The organism is Halomonas mongoliensis (assembly GCF_052496345.1).
Genome location: NZ_CP199288.1, coordinates 1,108,627 through 1,130,263, shown reverse-complemented (window position 1 = coordinate 1,130,263; position 21,637 = coordinate 1,108,627). Strand labels below are relative to the sequence as shown.

Below are 21,637 nucleotides of genomic sequence, written 5' to 3'. Positions count from 1 at the left end.
GAAAGCCTGTTGAAATACAAGGTGTTTTTGCTCGAAAGAAGGCCCTCGACCAGGGGGTGTGCTTGTGCTGCCCACGGGCGACGGTTATCGTTCCCCTCCAAGTTTTCTCATTGCTGACAACCACTTGTATATAAGGACACGAACATGCGTTTGATCCTGTTGGGCGCCCCGGGTGCCGGCAAGGGCACCCAGGCCCAGTTCATCTGCGAGCGTTTCAATATTCCGCAGATCTCCACCGGCGACATGCTGCGTGCCGCCGTCAAGGAAGGCAGCGAGCTGGGGGTCAAGGTCAAGGAGATCATGACCAGCGGTGGCCTGGTGTCCGACGACATCATCATCGCCCTGGTGAAGGAGCGCATCGCCCAGCCCGACTGCGAGAACGGCTTCCTCTTCGACGGCTTCCCGCGCACCATCCCCCAGGCCGATGCCATGAAGGAAGCGGGCGTGAAGCTCGACCACGTGCTGGAGATCGCCGTGGAGGACGAGGAGATCGTCAAGCGCCTGGCCGGCCGCCGCGTGCACCCGGGCTCCGGCCGCGTCTACCACGTCGAGTACAATCCGCCCAAAGAAGAGGGCAAGGATGACGTCACCGGCGAGGCGCTGATCCAGCGCGACGACGACCGCGAATCCACCGTGCGCAACCGCCTGGCGGTCTACCACGAGCAGACCGCACCGCTGGTCGACTACTACCAGGCCTGGGCGGAGCAGGACGCCGTCGCCGCGCCGGCCTACCACCGCGTGGAGGGCGTGGGCAGCGTCGACGATATCAAGGCGCAGGTGCTCAAGGCCCTCGAGGGCTAATCGAGCCCGGCCCGTCGGGGCTTACCCGGCGACAGGCCTGTCCCCGGCGCCCCTCGATGTTGTGCCAGCCTCTACCCAGATGGCCCGCTTTGGCGGGCCATCGTCGTTTGGGGCCCCGGCGCGTATAATGGCCGCCACTTTTCTCCCCTGTGATGGTGCTGCCATGTCGATCCTGCTGGCCCTGGATGCCTCCTCGAGCGCCTGCTCCGCCGCCCTGCTGCGCCGCCGGGCGGGCGCCGAGGATGAGCTGCTCTCCCGCTTCGAGATGACGCCCCGCGCCCATACCCGCCGCCTGCTGCCCATGGTCGACGAGGTGCTGGCCGAAGCCGGCGTGGCGCCCGCGGAGCTGGACGCCGTGGCCTATGGCCGCGGCCCCGGCTCCTTTACCGGCCTGCGCATCGCCGCCGGTGCCGCCCAGGGGCTCGCCTACGGCCTCGACCGCCCGCTGGTCGGGGTCTCTACCCTGGCGGCCCTGGCCCTGGGCGCCCACCGTCGCCACCACTTCCGCTGGCTGGTCACCGCCCTGGACGCCCGCATGGGCGAGATCTACGTGGCGGCCTGGCAGTGCCGCGACGGTCTGCCGGAGCCGCTCCTCGAGGAGGCGGTGATGCCGCCCGAGCGCTTGCGCCTGCCCGCCGGCCATGACGACCACGACTGGGTCGGCGTCGGTTCGGGCTGGGGGCTCTGGGAGCAGATGCCCGCCGAGGTGCAGGCGGGGATGAGCCAGCGTCTGCCGGAGGTGGAGGCCGAGGCGGCCGACATGGCCCTGCTGGCCATGGGCGAGCTGGAGGCGGGGGGCGGTGAGCCGGCCCACCTCGTCCAGCCGGTCTACCTGCGCAACGAGGTGGCCTGGAAGAAGGCGCGATGAGCGAGCCGGTGGCGGTGCACGGGGCGGCGCTGGCCGCCCTGGCCGAGCGGCTGGGGCTGCCCTTCGGCGCCGAGGCCGAGCTCCATCTCGAACAGCGCGACGGCCGCCTGGTGCTGGCCGGCGACGCGAAGCGCTATGGCCACCCCCTGGCAGTGGAGTTCGCCTCCGGGAAGGCGGCCCACCGGCGCCGCTTCGGCGGCGGCCGGGGTCAGCTCATCGCCCGGGCCTGCGGCCTCGCCCAGGGAGTGACGCCTTCGGTGGTGGACGCCACGGCGGGGCTCGGGCGCGACGCCTTCGTGCTGGCGAGTCTGGGGGCGCCGGTGCTGCTGGTGGAGCGAGTCGCGGCGATCTTCGCGCTCCTCGAGGATGGCCTGGCCCGGGCCCGGGCGGATGCCGAGACCGCCGAGGTGGCCGCGCGCATGGCCCTGGCACACGGCGATGCGGCCTGCGAGCTGGCGGCCCTGGTGGCGGCCGCCGGCTTCCCGCCCCAGGTGATTCATCTGGATCCGATGTTTCCCCATCGCGACAAGTCGGCGCTGGTCAAGAAGGAGATGCGGCTCTTCCGCACTCTGGCCGGCGATGACGCCGACGCCCCGCGCCTGCTGGGGGCGGCCCTGGACCTGGCCACCCATCGGGTGGTGGTCAAGCGCCCCCGCAAGGCGCCGCCCATCGCGGGGCCGGCCCCGCGTCACGTGATCGAGGGCAAGACCAGCCGCTACGACCTCTATGTGCACCGCTCCCTGAAGCAGAGCTGATCAGGCCTGACGGGTGACCAGCTGCAGGCGATGGCGCAGCGCCGGGTCGAACAGCTGGCGGGAGTGGTGGGCCGCCTCGCAGAGGCGGTCGTCGAACATCAGGCGCTCCTCCTCCCGCCATAGCCAGCCCTCCTCTTCGAGGCTCTCCACCAGGCTCACGAAGAGCCGGGTATCGAAGAACTCCGGCGCGTCCCGCCCCGAGAGCAGCGCCAGCCGCTCGGCCAGCTGGTGCCCCTGGTCGGCCAGGGCCTCGGCGGTGAGGCGGCCGGGCCCGGCATTCAGCAGCACGGCGAGCAGCAGGTAGCCGCGCTCAAGCGACGGCTGCATCAGCTGACCCAGCAGGTCCAGGCACTCGCCGGCCTCCAGCGGCTCCCGGGGGCGCTGCCAGCCGCTCTCGCCGCGGGCCAGCAGTCCCAGCTCGCCGAGCACCGCCAGCATCGCCGAGAGCGCCTCGCGCAGGGAGGCGGGCGGCTCCACCACCAGCTCCCGGGCGAGAATCGGCCAGCCCGGGGCGAGCAGCGCCTCCAGCTCATCCAGGCCGTGGGCCGGCTGGTGGCGGAAGGCGAAGGCGACGAGCCCGGTGAGCGCAAAGAGGTGCAGGACATTGTTGCGGTACCAGCCGAGCAGGGCGGCCTGGCCGGCGTCGGCCAGGATGATATCGCCCAGGGGCTGCTCGCGCTGCTGTACCATGCCCAGCGCCAGGGCCTGCTCGATCCAGTCGGCGGCTGTGCCCGCCGGCAGGCTGGCGTGGGCGGCGCCGGGCAGCCGGCGCTGGAGCTCGGCGAGCAGGTCGAGCTGGCGCTCCAGCAGCCGCAGCTCGATGGCGTGGTGGGGGGTGGCCAGCAGGGCCAGGGCCACCAGGTTCACCGGATTGAGCGCCGCCGCGGCGTTGATGCGCCGGCAGAGGGTCTCGCCCAGCCGGGGCACCAGGCCGGTCAGCCAGGCAGGGCGAGTCTCGCGCTCCCGGCGCCACTCCGGCCCCAGCTCGCCATCCAGGAAGTCGCCCAGCAGCAGCGGCTCGCCGACGCTGACCGAGACCCGGCCGAAGGGCTGGCGCAGCTGGCCCAGCACCCGCAGCAGGGCCAGGGGGCTCTCCTTGCGCTTTTTGCCGCCGCGCAGCTCGCGCTGGTAGCTGGCATTCTCGATGATCCGCTCATAGCCGATATGCACCGGAATGAAGGCCAGCGGCTGATGGTGGCCCCCGGCCATGCTGCGCAGGTAGGAGCGCAGGGTCATGGCCAGCATGCCGGGGCGGGCCGGCAGCATGCGCCCGCTGCGCGAACGGCCCCCCTCGATAAAGTACTCCAGGGGGTGGCCGCGGGCGATCAGGCGGTGGAGGTACTCGTTGAACACCGCGGCGTAGAGGCGGTTGTCGCGAAAGCTGCGCCGCAGGAAGAAGGCGCCGCCGCGGCGCAGCAGCGGGCCGATCAGCGGCATATCGAGGTTGCGCCCGGCGGCGATATGGGGCGGCATCAGGCCATCGTGGTAGAGCACGTAGGAGAGCAGCAGGTAGTCGATATGGCTGCGGTGACAGGGCACATAGACCAGGGTATGGTCGCCGGCCAGCGCCTTGACCCGCTCCAGGCCGCGCACGTCGACCCCGTCGTAGAGGCGGTTCCAGAGCCGGCGCAGCAGGCCATCCATGAAGCGCAGCACCGGATAGGTCATGTTGGAGGCGATCTCGCGGCCGTAGCGCAGGGCGCGTCGCTGCAGGCGCGGTGCCGAAGGACGCCCCTCGGCGGCCAGCGCCTCGACCACTTCGCGCACCTCGGGGCTCCTGGCCACGCCCTCGATCAGGGTGCGGCGGTGGGAGAGGTCGGGGCCCAGCACCCGGGTGCGCACGCGGCGAAAGTGCACCCTGAGCAGCCGCGCCGCCTTGCGGTTGACCAGGGCGGGGTCGGGTGTCGTCTCGTCGAGCAGGTCGCCGAGGCGCAGCGGGGTGCCGAAGTGCACCTCCACGCTGCGGCGGTTGACCAGCACCGAGAGACTCCGGCGCAGCCGGCCGGTGAGCTGCCAGCTGTCGGCGGCCACCAGGTGCCAGAAGCCGAAGCGCTTGCCCGGGGCGCGCCCCCAGAAGACGCTGACCGGCACCAGCTGGACGTCCTGCGCCGGGCTGGCCAGGCGCTGCTCGACCAGCCCCTGGAAGGGGGCCGCGGGGCGGGTGCGGCGGCGCCAGAGTCCGCGGCGCGGTGAGGGGAGGGGGAGGCAGGCGTCCAGGGTCAGTTCGCCCACCCGGCGGCGACCGTCTGCCCGGGGGAGGCCGTGGCGGCGTGCCAGCGCGGCCAGCAGCCAGGCGTCGCTCATGGCCTGGCTCGGCAGCACGTAGAGCACCGGGAGGCTTGGCTCCAGCGCCAGGGCGTCCGGAGCGGGCTCGACCAGGCGCGGTTCGGTCCAGGCGCCGATCATCCGGCTTGTCAGCGCGCGCAGAGGAGAGGTCACAAGGTGCTGCCAGGCCATCCGTTTGCCCCGCTGCAGGAAAGGGAGAGAAAAGGCCAGTATAGTCTCCCGGGAGGCCACGGGTCAGGCCCGCGGACCGGGACAGGGAGTCTGCCATGCGCGGAATCTGGAGAGATGGGAACCACTTCGAGCTGCTGCCCGAGGCCAGCCGCTTCCTGCCGGCCATGTTCGAGGCCCTGGACGGCGCCGAGTCGTCGATCCTGATCGAGCTCTACCTGATGGAGTCGGGGCGGCTGGCGTCGGCGCTGATCACGGCCCTGGAGCGTGCCGCTGCCCGTGGCGTGACGGTGATGCTGCTCCTCGACGGCTATGGCGCCATGGGGCTCGCCGGTGAGGACCGCGAGCGCCTGGAGGCGGGCGGCGTGGCGCTGCGCTTCTTCAACCCGCTGGGCTTTCACTCCCTGGCGCGCAACCTGACGCGGGACCATCGCAAGCTGGTGGTGGTCGACGGACGGGTCGCCTTTACCGGCGGCTTCGGTGCCGTGGACGAGTTCCTGGACGCCTGGTACGAGGTGGCGGTGCGCATCGAGGGGCCGGTGGTGGCCGACTGGGTGCGGCTCTTCTGCCGGCTCTGGGACTCCCCCCTGACCCGCGGCAGCGGCGCGCCCGGGCTGGTGCGCGGCCTGGGCACCGCGACCCGTGAGGCGGAGGGCTACCGGGGGATGAGCGGACGCGTGGTGTGGGGACAGGGCTATCGCTACCAGGCGATCCGCCTCTCCCTGTACGGCCGCGTCTCGGGCGCCCGGCAGCGCATCTGGGTCTGCACCCCCTATTTCGTGCCTACCTTCGGCCTGCGCCTGCGCCTGGCCCGAGCCGCCCGGCGCGGGCTGGATGTGCGCCTGCTGCTGCCCGGCGAGGCTCACGACCATCCCGGGGTGCGCTATGCGGGCCAGCGCTTCTACGGGCGACTGCTCAAGGCCGGCGTGCGTATCTTCGAGTTCCAGCCCACCTTCATCCACGCCAAGTTCTCCCTGGTGGACGACTGGGTGAGCCTGGGCTCCTGCAACTTCGATCACTGGAGCCTGCACTGGAACCTGGAGGCCAACCAGGAGGTGGAGAACCGGCGCTTCGCCGGCGAGGTGGCCGAGCTGTTCGAGCGCCACTTCGCCGCCAGCCAGGAGATCGAGCCGGCGGCCTGGGCGCGGCGGCCGCGCTGGCAGCGCCTCAAGGAGTGGTTGTTCGGCAGCCTGGACGGCATGCTGACGCGCCTGCGTTGACCCGGCTTCGCCGGGAGCTGTAAGCCATAAGCCTTAAGCTGTAAGAAAAACCTTGTTGCGAGGTCTGGCGGCAACATCTGCCTCGCGCCTCGCGCCTCGCGCCTCGCGCCTCACGCCTTGCGGCGTCCGGCCGGCTTCTTGCGCCGCGGGCTGGGCTTGGGGGTCTCCGGTGGCACCCGATAGTGCAGATAGAGATCCAGCACCAGTTCGGGCAGCTGGCGCACCAGGCCTTCCAGGCGTGTGCCGTCGCCGATGAACTCGGCCATGTCGGGCTCGTCGTCGAAGAGCCCCGAGAGCGCCATGAAGGGCAGCAGTAGGGTCGCCGAGGCCTCCTCGTCCTCCTCGAACCAGGCGGGCTCGTCGAGGAAGACGCCCTCCATGAAGCCGGCGCACCAGTCGCCGATGGGGGTCTCCTCCGCGGGCAGGCCGTCCAGGGTGAGCTCGAAGGGCAGCTCCGGCAGCAGGCCCTGCTCCAGGGCGGCGATGGCGTTGCACCGCAGCCGCTCGAGCAGCCCGAGAATCTCCTCTCGTTCGGCGGCATCGCCAAACGCCGGCTCGCCCTGGAAGAGCTCGGCGATCCAGGCCGACGGCTCCGCCTCGCTGGGGGCGACGGCCAGGGCCACCAGGAAGCCGTGGCTGCCGATCAGGTCCAGGGCATCCTCGCCGACGCGTTCGGAGGCCAGGAAGTCATCGAGCCGCTCGAGCTGCTCATCGTCGAGGAGGGGTTCGGGCTGGGGGGTATCGGACATGGTCACTCTCGCAGTTTCGGCGCTTGTCGCCTGCCGGGTGAGGGGGCATTCTAGCACCCCATGACTCGCCCCGCGCTGCCCCATCCCGACCCCGAACGCCTCGCCGCCCTGGACGACGAGGCCCTGCGCGCCGCCCTGTACGAGCGAGTGGCGGCGGCCTGGCGGCTCTGCCGCGAGGTGCACCCGGGCCTGCCGCATCCGGCGGTGTGGTGCGACCTGCGCGGCAAGTGCGCCGGTCAGGCGCACTTCGGCCGCGGCGGCCTGCGCTTCAATCCGGTGCTCTACGCCGAGAACCGCCTCGACTTCCTGGTCGAGGTGGTGCCCCACGAGATGGCCCACTGGCTGGTCCACCACCTCGTGGATGGCCACCTGGCGCGCCCCCACGGCCATGAGTGGCAGACGGTGATGCGGGACCTCTTCGGCCTGGCGCCGCGCACCACTCATCGCTTCGATACCGCCCGGGCCAGCCCGGCCCCCTATCGCTACGCCTGCGACTGTCGTGAGCACGCCTTCAGCGCCCGGCGCCACTCCCTGGTGCGGCAGGGGCAGCGCTACCGTTGCCGTCATTGTGCTCAGACCTTGGTCTATCTTGGCGTGGCTGCGTTTGAAAGTGTCACTTAACCTATTGTCTTTAATAGGAAAATTGTTCATACCAATGTCTAAGGGGAAGTGGGGGCGGGCGGCGGTATGCTGAGTCCACCTTGAATGGCACCGGCTGCCCCACTGAACAATACCAAGGGGTGGCCGGTTGGCTTCACTCACCTGACGGGGCCATCCCAATTACAGAGGCACTTTCATGAGCGATCAGCAGAACGTCTATCCGGTGCGCGACGACATCGCCGCCAAGGCCTGGGCGGACAAGGAAAAGTACCAGGCGATGTATCAGCAGTCCGTGGACGATCCCGACGCTTTCTGGGCCGAGCAGGCCAAGCGCGTCGACTGGTTCAAGGCGCCGACCAAGATCAAGAACACCAGCTTCGATCCGCACAACGTGGATATCCGCTGGTTCGAGGACGGCACCCTCAACGCCAGCGTCAACTGCCTCGATCGCCACCTCGAGACGCGCGGTGACCAGACCGCCATCATCTGGGAAGGTGACAACCCCGACGAGTCGGCCAACATCACCTACCGTGAGCTGCACGCGCGCACCTGCCAGCTGGCCAATGCGCTCAAGGAGCTGGGCATCGGCAAGGGCGACGTGGTCACCCTCTACATGCCGATGATCCCCGAGGCCGCCGTGGCGATGCTGGCCTGTGCCCGCATCGGTGCTGTGCACTCGGTGGTCTTCGGCGGCTTCTCCCCGGACGCCCTGGCTCAGCGCGTGATCGGCGCCAGCTCCAAGCTGGTGATCACCGCCGACGAGTCCGTGCGCGGCGGCAAGCACGTGCCGCTCAAGGATAACGTCGATGCCGCCCTGACCCGCCAGGGCACCGAGGTGTGCCAGAACGTGCTGGTGGTCAAGCGCACCGGCGGCGACGTCGAATGGAAGGAAGGGCGCGACCTCTGGTACGGCGACCTGGTCGACAAGCAGTCCACCGACTGTGCGGCCGAGGAGATGGGCGCCGAGGATCCGCTCTTTATCCTCTACACCTCCGGCTCCACCGGTGCGCCCAAGGGGCTCAAGCACACCACCGGCGGCTACCTGGTCTACGCCAGCCTGACCCACCAGTACGTCTTCGACTACCAGGACGGCGAGGTCTACTGGTGTACCGCCGACGTGGGCTGGGTCACCGGCCATAGCTATATCGTCTACGGCCCGCTGGCCAACGGCGGCACCACCCTGATGTTCGAGGGCGTGCCCAGCTACCCCACCCATGGCCGCATGGGCGAGATCGTCGACAAGCACCAGGTCAACATCCTCTACACCGCCCCCACCGCCATCCGCGCCCTGATGGCCCATGGCGAGAACGTCATGGATTCCAGCCAGCGCGACAGCCTGCGCATCCTCGGTTCGGTGGGCGAGCCCATCAACCCCGAGGCCTGGGAGTGGTTCTACCGGGTGATCGGCAACTCCAAGTGCCCCATCGTGGATACCTGGTGGCAGACCGAGACCGGCGGCATCATGATCGTGCCGCTGCCCGGCGCCACCCCGCTCAAGCCGGGCTCTGCCACCCTGCCGTTCTTCGGCGTGCAGCCGGCGCTCTACGACAGCGAGGGCAATGCTCTCGAGGGTGCCGTTGACGGCAACCTGGTGATCACCGACTCCTGGCCGGGTCAGGCGCGCTCCATCTGGGGCGACCACGAGCGCTTCATCCAGACCTACTTCTCCACCTACCAGGGCGTCTACTTCACCGGCGACGGCTGCCGTCGCGACGAGGATGGCTACTACTGGATCACCGGCCGCGTCGACGACGTGATCAACGTCTCCGGCCACCGCATGGGTACCGCCGAGATCGAGTCGGCGCTGGTGGCCCACGAGGCCGTGGCCGAGGCCGCCGTGGTGGGCTTCCCCCACGATATCAAGGGCCAGGGCATCTATATCTACGTCACCCTGACCGGCGACGTGGAGCCCAGCGACGAGCTGCGCAAGGAGCTGACCCAGTGGGTGCGCAAGGAGATCGGCCCGATCGCCTCGCCCGACGTCATCCAGTGGGCCCCGGGCCTGCCCAAGACCCGCTCCGGCAAGATCATGCGCCGCATCCTGCGCAAGATCGCCGCCAACGAGTGCGACGGCCTGGGCGACACCAGCACCCTCGCCGATCCGAGCGTGGTGGACGACCTGATCGAGAACCGTGCCGTGCGCTGAGGAGCGGCGAGTCTCCCGCCCATGGAACCGGCCCTTCGGGGCCGGTTTTTTCATGCGCATGGAGGCTATTGTCGACAATAGGTCCGGAGCGCTTGGGAATCGGCTCTGGCATGGGGTAACATGCCCCTCATTCACAAAAGAGTTCGAGTGGCGGTCCTCGCCCGCTGCCTGAGGAACCGGAGGAGAATCCATGGCCTTTGCCCAGAAATTCATCGTCGCCGATGACCATCCGCTGTTCCGTGCAGCCCTGACCCAGGCGCTGCGTCAGCTGGCGCCCCAGGCCGAGATCGTCGAGGCCGACACCATGGAGGCCACCGCCGAGGTGGTGACCCGCCACCCCGATGCCGACCTGATCCTGCTCGACCTGCATATGCCGGGGGCCCACGGCTTCTCCGGCCTGATCCAGCTGCGCGGCCAGACGCCGGATATCCCGGTGGCGGTGGTGTCGGGCAGCGACGAGCCCTATGTGGTGCGCCGCGCCATCGACTACGGTGCCTCCGGTTTCATTCCCAAGTCCTCCTCGCTGCAGCTGATCGCCGAGGCGGTGGGGGAGATCCTCGACGGCGAGGTGTGGCTGCCCGCCGAGCTGGCCAATGCCATGGGCGAGACCAACGAGGAGGAGACCAAGTTCGCTGAGGCGATCGCCTCCCTGACCCCCCAGCAGTTCCGGGTGCTCAACATGCTTACCGAGGGCCTGCTCAACAAGCAGATCGCCTACGAGCTCAACGTCAGTGAAGCCACCATCAAGGCTCACGTCACCGCCATTCTGCGCAAGCTGGGCGTGCACTCCCGCACCCAGGCGGTGATCGCCGCCCAGAAGCTCGAGGTGGAGCCGCCGAAGGTTGAATCCTGAGCCGGATTTCGCCCGGAGCTTTAAGCCATAAGCTGGAAGCTTGAAGAAAAACCGCCCCCATGGCATTGCCATGGGGGCGATTCACATTAAGCTGCTTTCCAGCTTCCAGCTTCCAGCTTCCAGCTTCCAGCTTCCAGCTTCCAGCTTCCAGCTTCCAGCTTCCAGCTTGCGCGTTAGCGCCTACTGCGCCGCGCGGCTGGCCTGGAGGGTGCGGGTAAGCAGGGCGCGCAGCGCGGCGGGGCGCACCGGCTTGAGCAGCAGCTGGTAGCCCGAGCGCCTGACCTCCTCGGCCACCTCCTCGGTGCGGTCGGCGGTGATCACGATGCCGGGGACCGCGCCCTCCAGGCGCTCCGAGAGCGCCTCCAGGGCCATCAGGCCGGTGACCTCGTTGTCCAGGTGGTAGTCGGCCAGTATCGCATCCGGGTCGCTGTCCAGGTGGCGCAGCACCGACTTGGCGCCGCCGATGGTGGTGGCGGTGAAGACCTCGCAGCCCCAGCCCGAGAGCATCGCCTTCATGCCCTCGAGGATCAGCGTCTCGTTATCGATGCAGAGGATCCGGGCGCCGGCCAGCTTGTTGCCGGCGCGCTTCGCCGTGACCGCCTCCTCGGCCTGCTGGGCCGGGCTCTGGGCGGCCACCATTGGCACGCTGACCGCGAACATGGTGCCGAAGCCCTCCTTCGAGCGCACCGCGATGGGGTGGTCGAGCACCCGGCTCATGCGGTCGGCGATGGAAAGGCCGAGACCCAGCCCCTTCTCGCTCTCCTTGTGGCGGGAGGCCTGGTCGAGGCGGCGGAACTCCTGGAAGATCTCCGCCTGCTTGGATTCCGGTATCCCCGGGCCCGAGTCCCACACCTGGATGGAGAGGCGTCCCCCCTGGCGGCGACAGCCCAGCAGGACGCGCCCCTCCTGGGTGTAGCGGACGGCGTTGGAGAGGAAGTTCTGGACGATCCGGCGCAGCATCTGGGGGTCGCTGTCGACCCAGGCGGCGGTCGGCACCACCACCAGGTCGAGGCCGCGATCCTCCGCCATCACCTCGAACTCGGCGCGCAGCGGGCGGATGATGTCGGCCAGGGCGAAGTGGTTGCGCCGCGGGGTGAGGGCACCGGCGTCCAGCTTGGAGATGTCGAGCAGGGTGCTGAGCAGTTCCTCGGCGGCCTGCAGCGAGTTGTCGATATGGCCGATGGTGCGCTTCATGTCGGCGGCTTCCATCTCCTGGGAGAGGGCCGAGGTAAAGAGCCGGGCGGCATTGAGCGGCTGCAGCAGGTCGTGGCTGGCCGCGGCCAGGAAGCGGGTCTTGGAGGCGTTGGCATCCTCGGCCAGCTGCTTGGCCTGGCGCAGGGCCTGCTCCGCCTCGGCGCGGACCCGGTTCTCCTGGCGCAGGGCCGCGTTGGCCTCGGAGAGCGCCTGGGTGCGCTCGCGGACCCGCTCCTCCAGGGTCTCGTTGGTCTCCTTGAGGGCGATCTCCGCCAGGCGCCGCTCGGTGATGTCCTGGTAGAGGGAGAAGAAGCCCAGTATCGCCCCGCTGTCGCCGAAGTGGGGGGTGTAGGTGACCAGCATGTAGCGGCGTCCCTCGGGCAGCCGGATCGAGACCTCGAAGCTGACCCGCTCGCCGGCCAGGGCCCGCTCGATCCAGGGGGCCCGCTCCCGAGCCATCTCGTCGCTGACCACGTCCTGCACCCGCTTGCCGATCACCGCGTTGCGGTCGATGCCGAAGGCCTGCTCGTAGGCGCGGTTGGTGAAGAGGTAGCGGCACTCCTTGTCGAAGTAGGCGATCAGCGCCGGCACGTTGTCCGTGTAGATACGGATGTTGTTCTCCGAGCGGATCAGCGCCTCCTCGATGCGCTTCTGCTGGGTGATGTCCTGGTAGGTGTAGACGAAGCCGCCGCCGGGCATGGGGTTACCCTGCACCTCGAGCACGCTGCCGTCCTGGCGATAGCGCACATAGCGGTGGGGCTGGCCGTCGCGGATATTGTCGAGCAGCAGCTGGACATGCTCCTCGGGGTCGCCGGGTCCGTACTCGCCGCCGTGGGCGTTGTAGCGGAAGATCTTGTCGATGGGGGCGCCGACCCGGATCAGGTGGTCGGGGAAGCGGAACAGCTCCAGATAGCGCTGGTTCCACACCACCAGGCGCAGGTTCTGGTCCACCACGCTGATGCCCTGGTTGATGTTCTCGATGGTGGCCTGGAGCAGGGCGCGGTTGAACTCCAGCACCTGGGAGGCCTCGTCGACGATGGAGATCACGTCGGAGATGCCGATGCCGCGCCCCTGCAGGGCCGAGTTGACCACGATGCGCGCCGAGGAGGCGCCGAGCACCGAGGCCAGGAAGCGCTCGGTGAACTGGATCACGTCGATGGAGGCGCGGGTGCCGTCCTCCAGGGGCTTGCCGCCGCGCCGCGCATAGTCGTCGAAGGCGCGGCTCACCTGGTTGGCGCCGAGGAAGCGTTCGCAGAGCACCTTGAGGTCGCCCACGGTGGTGGCACCGGTCCAGGGGCGGTTCACCGAGGTCTGGCGGGTCTCCACGCTGTCCACGAACAGCGAGGCCTGGATGCGTTCCACCACCCGCTGGGAGGTGATCTGGGAGACGAAGATGTAGCAGAAGAGGTTCAGGCCCAGGGAGAGCATCACGCCGTGGGTGAAGCTGTCGCCCACGTTGAGCCCGAACAGCGAGGTGGGGGCGAGCCAGGCGACGCCCAGGGGGCCACCGTCGAGCCAGTGAGCGGGCAGGACGCCGGCGCCGATCATCGCCGGCATCAGCAGGCTGTAGGCCCAGATCAAAAAGCCGGCGTTCATGCCGACGATGACGCCCAGGCGGTTGCCGCGCTTCCAGTAGAGGCCGCCGATCAGCGCCGGGGCGAACTGGGCGGCGGCGGCAAAGGAGAGCATGCCGATGGAGGCCAGGGAGGAGAATTCGCCGATCAGGTGATAGAAGCCATAGGCCATGGCCAGCACCGCGGCGATGGTCATGCGGCGAGCGCGCAGCACCAGGCGGCCGTAGTCGCGGGCCTTGGTATCGAACCAGCGCAGCCGGAACAGCGCCGGGATGACGATCTCGTTGGAGATCATGATCGAGACCGCCACGGCGGCCACGATCACCATGCCGGTGGCCGCGGAGAAGCCGCCGATAAAGGTGAGCAGGGTAAGCCAGGTGCTCTCGGCGGCCATGGGCAGCGCCAGCACATAGGTGTCGGGTTCGACGTCGCTGCCCGCGAAGAGGGTCAGGCCGGCGGCGGCCAGCGGCAGGATGAAGAAGGCGAAGGCCAGCAGGTAGAGCGGGAAGAGCCAGCGCGCCTTGGCGGCGTCATCGCGGTGGGTGTTCTCCACCACCGCCACGTGGAACTGCCGCGGCAGGCAGAGTACCGCCAGCATCGCCAGCAGGGTCTGGGCCCAGAAGCTCTGGCCGAAGTTCTGCTGGGCCAGCTGGCGCTGCAGCTCCAGCTGCACCTCGGCGTGGGCCATCAGCTCGCCCAGCCCGTCGAACATCCACCAGGTGACGTAGACGCCGAGGACCAGGAAGGCGAGCAGCTTGACCAGGGATTCGAAGGCCACCGCGTGGATCAGCCCCTCGTGATGCTCGGTGGCGTCGGTGTGGCGAGTGCCGAAGAGGATGGCGAAGGCGGCCATCACCACCGCCACGTAGAAGGCGGTGTCGGCGAATAGCGGGGTATGGGTCGGGTCGCCGTCCACGGTCAGCACGCTGAAGGAGGTGGAGACCGCCTTGAGCTGCAGCGCGATGTAGGGCAGGGCGCCGATCAGGGCCACCAGGCTGGCGAAGGCGGCCAGAGACTGGGTCTTGCCGTAGCGGGAGGCGATGAAGTCGGCGATGGAGGTGACGTTTTGGTGCTTGGCGACGCGGATCATCTTGGCCAGCACCGGCCAGAAGAGCAGGAAGGTCAGGATCGGTCCGACGTAGATGCTGGCGAAGGACCAGCCCCCGGTGGCGGCCTGGCCGACGGCGCCGTAGAAGCTCCAGGAGGTGCAGTAGATGGCCAGCGCCAGGCTGTAGATGATGGGACGGCGCTGGCTGGCGCCGTGCTCCCTGGCACGGCGGTCGCCTCGCCAGGCGATGCCGAACAGCACGGCAATATAGAGCAGCGATACGGCAACCAGCAGCCAGCCTGAAAACATGGGCTTCCTCCCTCGAGTCTGGCGCCCATTCTAGGGCAATGTGACCCGGGAAGGCAGACGACCTGCGTCAGCCTCGACAGACCGCCAGGTAGACGGGGTCCTCGGCGTCCAGCTCGCGCATGGCCTCGAGGCGCGGCCGGCGCTCTTCGCCCACCAGCGGCAGGGTCTCGCGGCTCTCGCAGTTCATCAGCCAGGCCTGGTGGGTGACCAGGTCCACATGCTGCTTCTCGAAGCGGTAGCGGATGTACTCCACCAGGCGTTCGCCGTCGGCGGTCTCGCGTGCCCGCATGCTGTCGCTGTCCACGGCGCTGAAGGCGTTGGCCATGGGGAAGGCGTAGGTCCAGGGTCGCCAGAACATGGAAGCGTGCTCCACCTCGACGACGCTGGCGGTGGCGGGCAGCTGGGCCTGCTTGTGAGTGAGCCAGGAGTACTCGTAGTGAACCTGGTAGCCCAGCATGCCGAGGCCGGCAAAGACGGGAATGATCCAGGTGGGCAGGCGCTTGCCGCTGGCTAGCCGCAGCAGCAGGCCGATGCCGGCGGCGCCGAGGCCGGCGAAGATCGCCGCGATCAGATGCCAAATCATGAAGGGTCCTTTCTGAAAGCGCTCGGGCTTCCCTTGGGAAGCCCGAGCGGTGAGAGTTGACTGGCCCGGCGAGCCGGGCCAGGGGGCCATTATGGCCCAGAATGCCCTGAGGGGTTAGTGGTCCACGGCACCACCGGCACCCTTGGGATAGCGGACGCTCTCCACCAGGTCCTGGATCTCCTGCGGGGGCTCTTCGGTCATGCTGGAGACGGTGAAGGCCACAGCGAAGTTGAAGATCGCACCCACCGCGCCGAAGGAGAGCGGCGAGATGCCCAGGATCCAGTTGTCCGGGGTGTTGGGCAGCATGTTGGTGCCCGGAATGAAGAACCAGCCCAGGTAGGTGAAGATGTAGAGCAGGGTCAGGATCAGACCGGTCAGCATGCCGGCAACCGCGCCCTTGTTGTTCACCCGCTTGGAGAAGATCCCCATCATCAGCGCCGGGAACAGGGAGGCGCCGGCGATGCCGAAGGCGAGGGCCACCGTCTGGGCGGCGAAGCCCGGCGGGTTGAGGCCCAGGTAGGTCGCCAGCAGGATGGCGCCCGCCATGGAGATCCGTGCCGCCAGCATCTCGCCCTTCTCGGAGATGTTGGGGTTGATCATGGTCTTGATCAGGTCGTGGCTGATGGCCGAGGAGATGGCCAGCAGCAGGCCCGCGGCGGTGGAGAGCGCAGCCGCGATACCTCCGGCGGCGATCAGGCCGATGACCCAGGCGGGCAGGTTGGCGATCTCGGGATTCGCCAGCACCATGATGTCGTTATTGACCTCCAGCTCGCTGCCTTCCCAGCCCAGGTGCGAGAAGTCGGCGCTGTCATTGTACATCTGGATGCGGCCGTCGTTGTTCAGGTCGCGGAACTTGATCAGGCCGGTCTCTGCCCAGGTGACCATCCACTCCGGAACGTCCGGATGGTCGGTCCACTCGGAGGCCAGGGCATAGCCGGCTGCATCGGTGGTGGTGATCTCGCCGTGCTGGATGGATGACTGCAGCGCCGACTCGACGTCTTCTACCTGACCGGCCATTTCCGGGTAGATGGTGGTGCTCAGGTTGAGGCGCGCCATGGAGCCCACGGCCGGTGCGGTGAGGTAGAGCAGGGCGATGAAGACCAGGGCCCAGCCGGCAGACCAGCGAGCGTCGGCCACCTTGGGCACGGTGAAGAAGCGGATGATGACGTGGGGCAGACCCGCGGTACCCACCATCAGCGACAGGGTGAACAGCACCATGTTGAGCTTGTTGTCCACGTCCGCCGTGTAGTCCTGGAAGCCCAGGGCGACCACGACCTCGTTGAGCTTCTGCAGCAGCGGCACGCCGGATTCGCTATGGGTGCTGAACATGCCGAACATCGGAATGGGGTTGCCGGTCAGCTGGAAGGCGATGAAGACCGCCGGAATGGTGTAGGCGATGATCAGTACGATGTACTGGGCCACCTGGGTGTAGGTGATGCCCTTCATGCCGCCGAATACCGCATAGAGGAAGACGATGGCCGCGGCGATCCAGATGCCCCAGGTGTTGGAGACCTCGAGGAAGCGCGAGAAGGCGACGCCGGCACCGGTCATCTGGCCGATGACGTAGGTCACGGAGGCCACGATCAGGCAGATGACGGCCACCAGGCGTGCCGCCTTGCTGTAGAAACGGTCACCGATGAAGTCCGGCACGGTGAACTTGCCGAACTTGCGCAGGTAGGGCGCCAGCAGCATGGCAAGGATCACGTAGCCGCCGGTCCAGCCCATCAGGAACGAGGAGTTGGCGTAGCCGCCGGAGGCGAGCAGGCCGGCCATGGAGATGAACGACGCCGCGGACATCCAGTCGGCGGCGGTGGCCATGCCGTTGGTCACCGGGTGGACGCCGCCGCCCGCCACGTAGAAGTCCTTGGTGGAACCCGCACGGGCCCAGATCGCGATGCCGATGTAGAGGGCGAAGGAGGCCCCTACGAACAGCAGGTTGATGGCAAATTGGCTCATGCTGGATTACTCCCCCAGACCGAATTTCTGATCGAGCTTGTTCATCTTCCAGGCGTAGAAGAAGATCAGCGCGATAAAGGTAAGGATGGAGCCCTGCTGGGCGAACCAGAAGCCCAGGTCGGTGCCGCCGACGGGAATACCGGAAAGCAGGGGACGGAACAGGATCGCCATGCCGTAGGAAACGAAGGCCCAGACGATCAGGCACCCCGTGATCAGGCGCACGTTCGCCTTCCAGTAGCCTGAGGAGTCGATTTTCTCTTCAGCCATTGTCGTGTTCTCCACTTGTTATTGGTGGGGTTGGGAACTTGAGAGGTGTTGCTTGCGGGTCACCAGGGCAATCGTACGTCTTCTGTCTTGCCGCGCTGGTGGCCGGCGGCCGGCTTCGCGGTGAAGTGCCGGTGAGTCGGGGCTCGGCTCGGCACCAGGGGAATTGTTGTCGTGCGATTGCCCTGCATGATGCCTGTTGGATAGTGGGCAATGAGTGGCGAAAATGAATCCCAGACTTTCGTATCATGAGCTAAATGCGATAAATAGGATTTGTAGAAAACTCTTTTTTATCAGTAGCTTGTTGGTGTGTTTTTGCCGGTTTACAGGGAGGGAATGGTCGCGGCTAGGACGATGGTATAGGGGGGGAGGTGGCCCTCTTGCGCTGCGTCAACGCGGCCCTTTGACGATGGTCTAAGGAGGCCGGAGGAAGACCAACGTCTAGCTTATAAGGGGAAAGGAGAGGTTGCTATGCTGCTTCCAGCCCGCCGGCCACGAGGATGCCCTTCGTTACCGGACGGGCGCTGCTACCCAACAACAACTCAACAACCAGATGGCGGCCATGAAGCCGTGCCCCTTTCCCGCCCCAGCTGCCTACCCGCCTCGGACGCCGCTGCTGCAGGGCGCCCCGGGGCAAGCCGCCTGCGAGGTCTGCGCCATGGTCGAGGTCGATCTGTCCCAACCGCCGTTCACCCTGCTCGACGAAGCCGGTCGCGAGCGGGTTCGCCAGGGCGTGGACCTGGCCTACTTCGATCGCGATGAGATCATCCTCGAGACGGGGCAGGCCGGCGAGAACCTGTTTCTTATCCACAAGGGCGAAGTGGCGGAGGTGGATACCACCCTTCCGGCGGCCCGGGCGCGTATCGGCCACTACACCCGCGGCGACCTGTTCGGCGCCATCAGCATCCTCAACGGCAAGAGCCGCTACCGCTTTCGCGCCGAGCAGGAGAGCCTCTGCTACCTGCTCCCGCGGGCGCTGTTCCTCGAGCTCTGCGAGGACTTCCCTCCCTTTGCCGAATTCTTTCGCCAGACCCTGGCCCACAAGGCACACCTGCTCACCGAGCAGCGTGCCGAAGGGGGCGTCACCATGGCGGGCTTCATGCTGGCCCGGGTCGACGAGTGCATGCGCGAGCCGCTGCTGGTGAAGGCGAGCACCACCATCGCCGAGGCGGTCGCCACCATCAATGAGCGCCACGCTGACAGCCTGCTGGTGGAGGGCGACGCCGGCCCCGGCATGGTGACCAAGACCGACCTGCTCAACGCCCTGGTAGTGGAGGGGCGCGACCGGGAGAGCGCCCTGGACGGCATCGGCAGCGCCGAGCTGATCACCGTGACCCGCGCCCAGTACCTCTTCGAGGCCCTGGTGGTGATGACCCGGCACAAGGTGGAGCGGGTGGTGGTGGTGGAGAAGGAGGCAGCGGTCGGCGTGGTGGAGCTTACCGATGTGCTGAGCTACTTCTCGAGCCGCAGCTATGTGGTCAGCCTGCAGGTGGAGCAGGCGGAGAGCCTGGAGGCGCTGGCCGCCGCCAGTCGCCGTACCCCCGAGCTGGTCAAGGCGCTGATGGCCCAGGGGGTCAAGCTGCGTTTCGCCATGGGCCTGCTGGCCGCCCTCAACGGGCGGATCATGAACAAGGCCTGGGGCTTCCTGGTCGACGAGCGCTACCACCGGGACAGCTGCCTGATGGTGATGGGCAGCGAGGGGCGCGGCGAACAGATTCTCAAGACCGACCAGGACAACGGCCTGATCCTGGCCGACGGCCTGGAGTGGCCCGACTGCGCCGAGCAGATGCAGCGGCTGACCGAGACCCTGATCGAGCTGGGCTACCCGCCCTGTCCCGGCAATATCATGGTCTCCAACCCCGAGTGGGTGGGCACGGTGAAGCAGTGGCACGCGCGCATCGCCCGCTGGGCCGAGAAGCGCGATGGCGACAGCCTGATGAAGCTGGCGATCATGCTCGACTCCCACGCCGTGGCCGGCAACCCGGCGCTGCTCGACCGGGTCCGCGATGAGCTCTTCGCGCGCTGCGCCGGCGATGAGCTGCTGCTCTCCTATTTCGCCCGCACCATCCTGCGCTTCTCCACGCCGCTGACCCTCTTCGGCTCCCTCAAGCGCCCCCAGCACGGTATCGACATCAAGAAGGGCGGCATCTTCCCCATCGTCCACGGGGTGCGGGTCATGGCCCTGGAGCGGCGGATCCGGCCCACCTCCACCCTGGAGCGGCTGGACGCCCTGGCGGCTGACGGACGCCTGGAGCCGCGCTTTGCCGAGGATCTCGGCGAGGCGCTGTCGCTGTTTACCGAGCTGCGGCTCAAGCAGCAGCTGGCCCGGCTGGAGGGTGGCGATGAGGAGCGCAGCCCCGATCGCGTGGTCGTCCAGGAGCTCTCCTCCCTGGAGCGCGACCTGCTGCGCGAGGCGCTGCATATCGTCAAGGACTTCAAGCAGCGCCTCTCGCATCGCTTTCATCTCGAGTATTCATGAGACCGACGGAACGACAACCACAACAAGGAGAATCCGTGATGTTCAAGACACTGAGGCGCGCCGCCGATCGGCGGCGGCATGCCAACGGCGACTACGCCTGGCTCTTTCACCCCTATACCGGGGACGAGATGGTGGTGATCGATACCGAGACCACCGGCCTGGATACCCGCAGCGCCGAGCTGGTCTCCATCGCTGCGGTCAAGGTGCGCGGTGATCGGGTGCTGACCAGTGAATCCCTGGACCTGCGCCTGGCGCGGCCGGCGTCGCTGTGTGGCGACTCGATCCGCATCCACGGCCTGCGTGGCATCGACCTGGACGGAGGGCTGAGCGTCGATCAGGCCCTGGAGCGGCTTATCGACTTCGTCGGCAATCGCCCCCTGGTGGGCTGGCACCTGGAGTATGACCTGGCGATCCTCAACCGCGAGCTGCGTCCGCGTTTCGGCTTCGAGCTGCCCAACGCCACCATCGACGTGGCCCAGAGCTACCTGCGCCGGCTGCGGCGTCTCCATCCGGAGGTGGAGAGCACGCCGCGCTTCGAGAAGGTGGCGGCGCTGCTGGACGTCCCGGTGATGGGGCGCCATACCGCCCTGGGCGATGCGGTGACCACGGCGCTGATGTTCCTGCGGCTGGACCGCGAGGCCAGCGCCGCCCGGCTCTTTTCCTGACCCAGCGCAGGGGGCGCGGCGTCGCCTCGCGGCCCCCGGAGTGGTAGGATGGCGCCCGTCATTTTCCGCCCGCACTGGCAGCGCCAAGACCCATGCAAGACGCCGTGATCTTTGACCCTCGTGAGCGTGACGAGGCCGCCTCCCAGGCCGTGCCCGCCGATCACGAGGCCCCCTCGCCGACCCTCGATGCCCTGGATGCCAGGGGCAAAAGGGAGTTCAACAAGCTCCAGAAGCGCCTGCGCCGCCAGGCCGGCAATGCCATCATCGACTACGGGATGATCCATGAAGGGGATCGGGTCATGGTGTGCCTCTCCGGCGGCAAGGACAGCTATGCCATGCTCTCCATCCTGCGCAGCCTGCAGCGCAATGCACCGGTGAACTTCTCCCTGGTGGCGGTCAACCTCGACCAGAAGCAGCCCGGCTTCCCCGAGCAGGTGCTGCCCGACTACCTCGAGTCGCTCGGCGTCGAGTACCACATCCTGGAGCGCGATACCTACTCGGTGGTCAAGGAGAAGACCCCGGAGGGCAAGACCACCTGTGCGCTCTGTTCGCGGCTGCGCCGCGGCTCCCTCTACGGTTTCGCCGAGGAGATCGGCGCCACCAAGATTGCCCTGGGCCACCACCGGGAGGATATCCTCGAGACGCTGTTCCTCAACCTCTTCTTCGGCGGCAGCCTCAAGGCGATGCCGCCCAAGCTGCTCTCCGATGACGGCAATAACATCGTGATCCGCCCCCTGGCCTACTGCCGTGAGGCGGATATCGCCGAGTATGCGCGGCTGATGGAGTTCCCGATCATTCCCTGCAACCTGTGCGGCTCCCAGCCCAACCTGCAGCGCCAGGTGGTCAAGGAGATGCTGGCCGAGTGGGAGAGGAAACACCCCGGGCGCCTGGAGAGCATGTTCAAGGCGGTCACCAATGTGGCACCGTCCCAGCTGGCCGACCGCGAGCTGTTCGACTTCGTCGGGCTCGAGGAGGCGCAGGCGCGGCGGCAGGCCAGCCGCATCGAACTGCTGAACGAGTAGCCCTGACGCCGGCGCCAGGGCTCGGGAACTCATGACTCGAAAACCAGAACCCCCCATCGGGCACTCGCCCGATGGGGGGTTCTGCGTGAGGGGTTAA

At 67.9% G+C, this 21,637-nt stretch carries 16 protein-coding genes; 10 read left to right on the top strand and 6 right to left on the bottom strand.

Annotated elements, in window-relative coordinates:
- Nucleotides 1–144: 144 nt before the first annotated feature.
- From adk to ACRYRV_RS05210, 3 genes are all read left to right on the top strand, one after another.
- Entirely contained in the window at nt 145–801 is a 657-nt protein-coding gene (adk, locus tag ACRYRV_RS05220) for an adenylate kinase (protein WP_253449307.1), read from the top strand.
- Between the two features lie 163 nt (nt 802–964).
- Nucleotides 965–1,669, top strand: a complete 705-nt coding sequence (tsaB, locus tag ACRYRV_RS05215; protein ID WP_253449310.1) for a tRNA (adenosine(37)-N6)-threonylcarbamoyltransferase complex dimerization subunit type 1 TsaB — start codon at nt 965–967, stop codon at nt 1,667–1,669.
- Nucleotides 1,666–2,424, top strand: a complete 759-nt coding sequence (locus ACRYRV_RS05210) for a class I SAM-dependent methyltransferase (protein WP_444985746.1) — start codon at nt 1,666–1,668, stop codon at nt 2,422–2,424. Before tsaB ends, ACRYRV_RS05210 begins: the two co-directional genes overlap by 4 nt.
- Here ACRYRV_RS05210 and plsB read toward each other — a convergent pair whose 3' ends face one another.
- On the bottom strand, nt 2,425–4,881 hold the full coding sequence (plsB, locus tag ACRYRV_RS05205; RefSeq protein WP_444985747.1) for a glycerol-3-phosphate 1-O-acyltransferase PlsB: 2,457 nt from the start codon (nt 4,879–4,881) through the stop codon (nt 2,425–2,427).
- 95 nt (nt 4,882–4,976) lie between these two features.
- Between plsB and ACRYRV_RS05200 the strand changes: the two genes are divergently transcribed.
- Nucleotides 4,977–6,098, top strand: a complete 1,122-nt coding sequence (locus tag ACRYRV_RS05200; RefSeq protein ID WP_444985748.1) for a phospholipase D-like domain-containing protein — start codon at nt 4,977–4,979, stop codon at nt 6,096–6,098.
- A 110-nt stretch (nt 6,099–6,208) separates the two neighbouring features.
- Here ACRYRV_RS05200 and ACRYRV_RS05195 read toward each other — a convergent pair whose 3' ends face one another.
- Entirely contained in the window at nt 6,209–6,847 is a 639-nt protein-coding gene (locus ACRYRV_RS05195) for a YecA/YgfB family protein (protein ID WP_309637512.1), read from the bottom strand.
- 60 nt (nt 6,848–6,907) lie between these two features.
- On the opposite strand from ACRYRV_RS05195, the gene ACRYRV_RS05190 reads away from it, so the two are divergent.
- The 3 genes from ACRYRV_RS05190 (at nt 6,908) to ACRYRV_RS05180 (ending at nt 10,446) form a co-directional block, all read left to right on the top strand.
- On the top strand, nt 6,908–7,468 hold the full coding sequence (locus ACRYRV_RS05190; RefSeq protein ID WP_444985749.1) for a SprT family zinc-dependent metalloprotease: 561 nt from the start codon (nt 6,908–6,910) through the stop codon (nt 7,466–7,468).
- Nucleotides 7,469–7,643: 175 nt separating this feature from the next.
- A complete protein-coding gene (gene acs / locus ACRYRV_RS05185) occupies nt 7,644–9,593 on the top strand; it encodes an acetate--CoA ligase (protein WP_253449325.1) in 1,950 nt (649 codons plus the stop codon).
- 190 nt (nt 9,594–9,783) lie between these two features.
- Nucleotides 9,784–10,446, top strand: a complete 663-nt coding sequence (locus ACRYRV_RS05180; RefSeq protein ID WP_253449327.1) for a LuxR C-terminal-related transcriptional regulator — start codon at nt 9,784–9,786, stop codon at nt 10,444–10,446.
- 180 nt (nt 10,447–10,626) lie between these two features.
- Here the strand turns inward: ACRYRV_RS05180 and ACRYRV_RS05175 are convergent, their stop codons facing one another.
- The 4 genes from ACRYRV_RS05175 to ACRYRV_RS05160 form a co-directional block, all read right to left on the bottom strand.
- Complete coding sequence (locus ACRYRV_RS05175; protein WP_309637514.1) at nt 10,627–14,571, bottom strand: hybrid sensor histidine kinase/response regulator; 3,945 nt, start codon at nt 14,569–14,571, stop codon at nt 10,627–10,629.
- A gap of 67 nt (nt 14,572–14,638) precedes the next feature.
- On the bottom strand, nt 14,639–15,154 hold the full coding sequence (locus ACRYRV_RS05170) for a hypothetical protein (RefSeq protein WP_253449329.1): 516 nt from the start codon (nt 15,152–15,154) through the stop codon (nt 14,639–14,641).
- A 114-nt stretch (nt 15,155–15,268) separates the two neighbouring features.
- Nucleotides 15,269–17,110: a sodium:solute symporter family protein gene (locus tag ACRYRV_RS05165; RefSeq protein WP_309637515.1), complete on the bottom strand. Its 1,842-nt coding sequence runs from the start codon at nt 17,108–17,110 to the stop codon at nt 15,269–15,271.
- A gap of 6 nt (nt 17,111–17,116) precedes the next feature.
- Entirely contained in the window at nt 17,117–17,377 is a 261-nt protein-coding gene (locus ACRYRV_RS05160) for a DUF4212 domain-containing protein (RefSeq protein ID WP_253449332.1), read from the bottom strand.
- 655 nt (nt 17,378–18,032) lie between these two features.
- Between ACRYRV_RS05160 and ACRYRV_RS05155 the strand changes: the two genes are divergently transcribed.
- From ACRYRV_RS05155 to ttcA, 3 genes are all read left to right on the top strand, one after another.
- Nucleotides 18,033–19,853 (top strand): putative nucleotidyltransferase substrate binding domain-containing protein, encoded by a 1,821-nt coding sequence (locus ACRYRV_RS05155; RefSeq protein ID WP_444986210.1) that lies wholly within the window; start codon nt 18,033–18,035, stop codon nt 19,851–19,853.
- 38 nt (nt 19,854–19,891) lie between these two features.
- Entirely contained in the window at nt 19,892–20,518 is a 627-nt protein-coding gene (locus tag ACRYRV_RS05150; protein WP_309637517.1) for a 3'-5' exonuclease, read from the top strand.
- Between the two features lie 92 nt (nt 20,519–20,610).
- A complete protein-coding gene (gene ttcA, locus ACRYRV_RS05145; RefSeq protein WP_444985750.1) occupies nt 20,611–21,540 on the top strand; it encodes a tRNA 2-thiocytidine(32) synthetase TtcA in 930 nt (309 codons plus the stop codon).
- Nucleotides 21,541–21,637 lie beyond the last annotated feature (97 nt).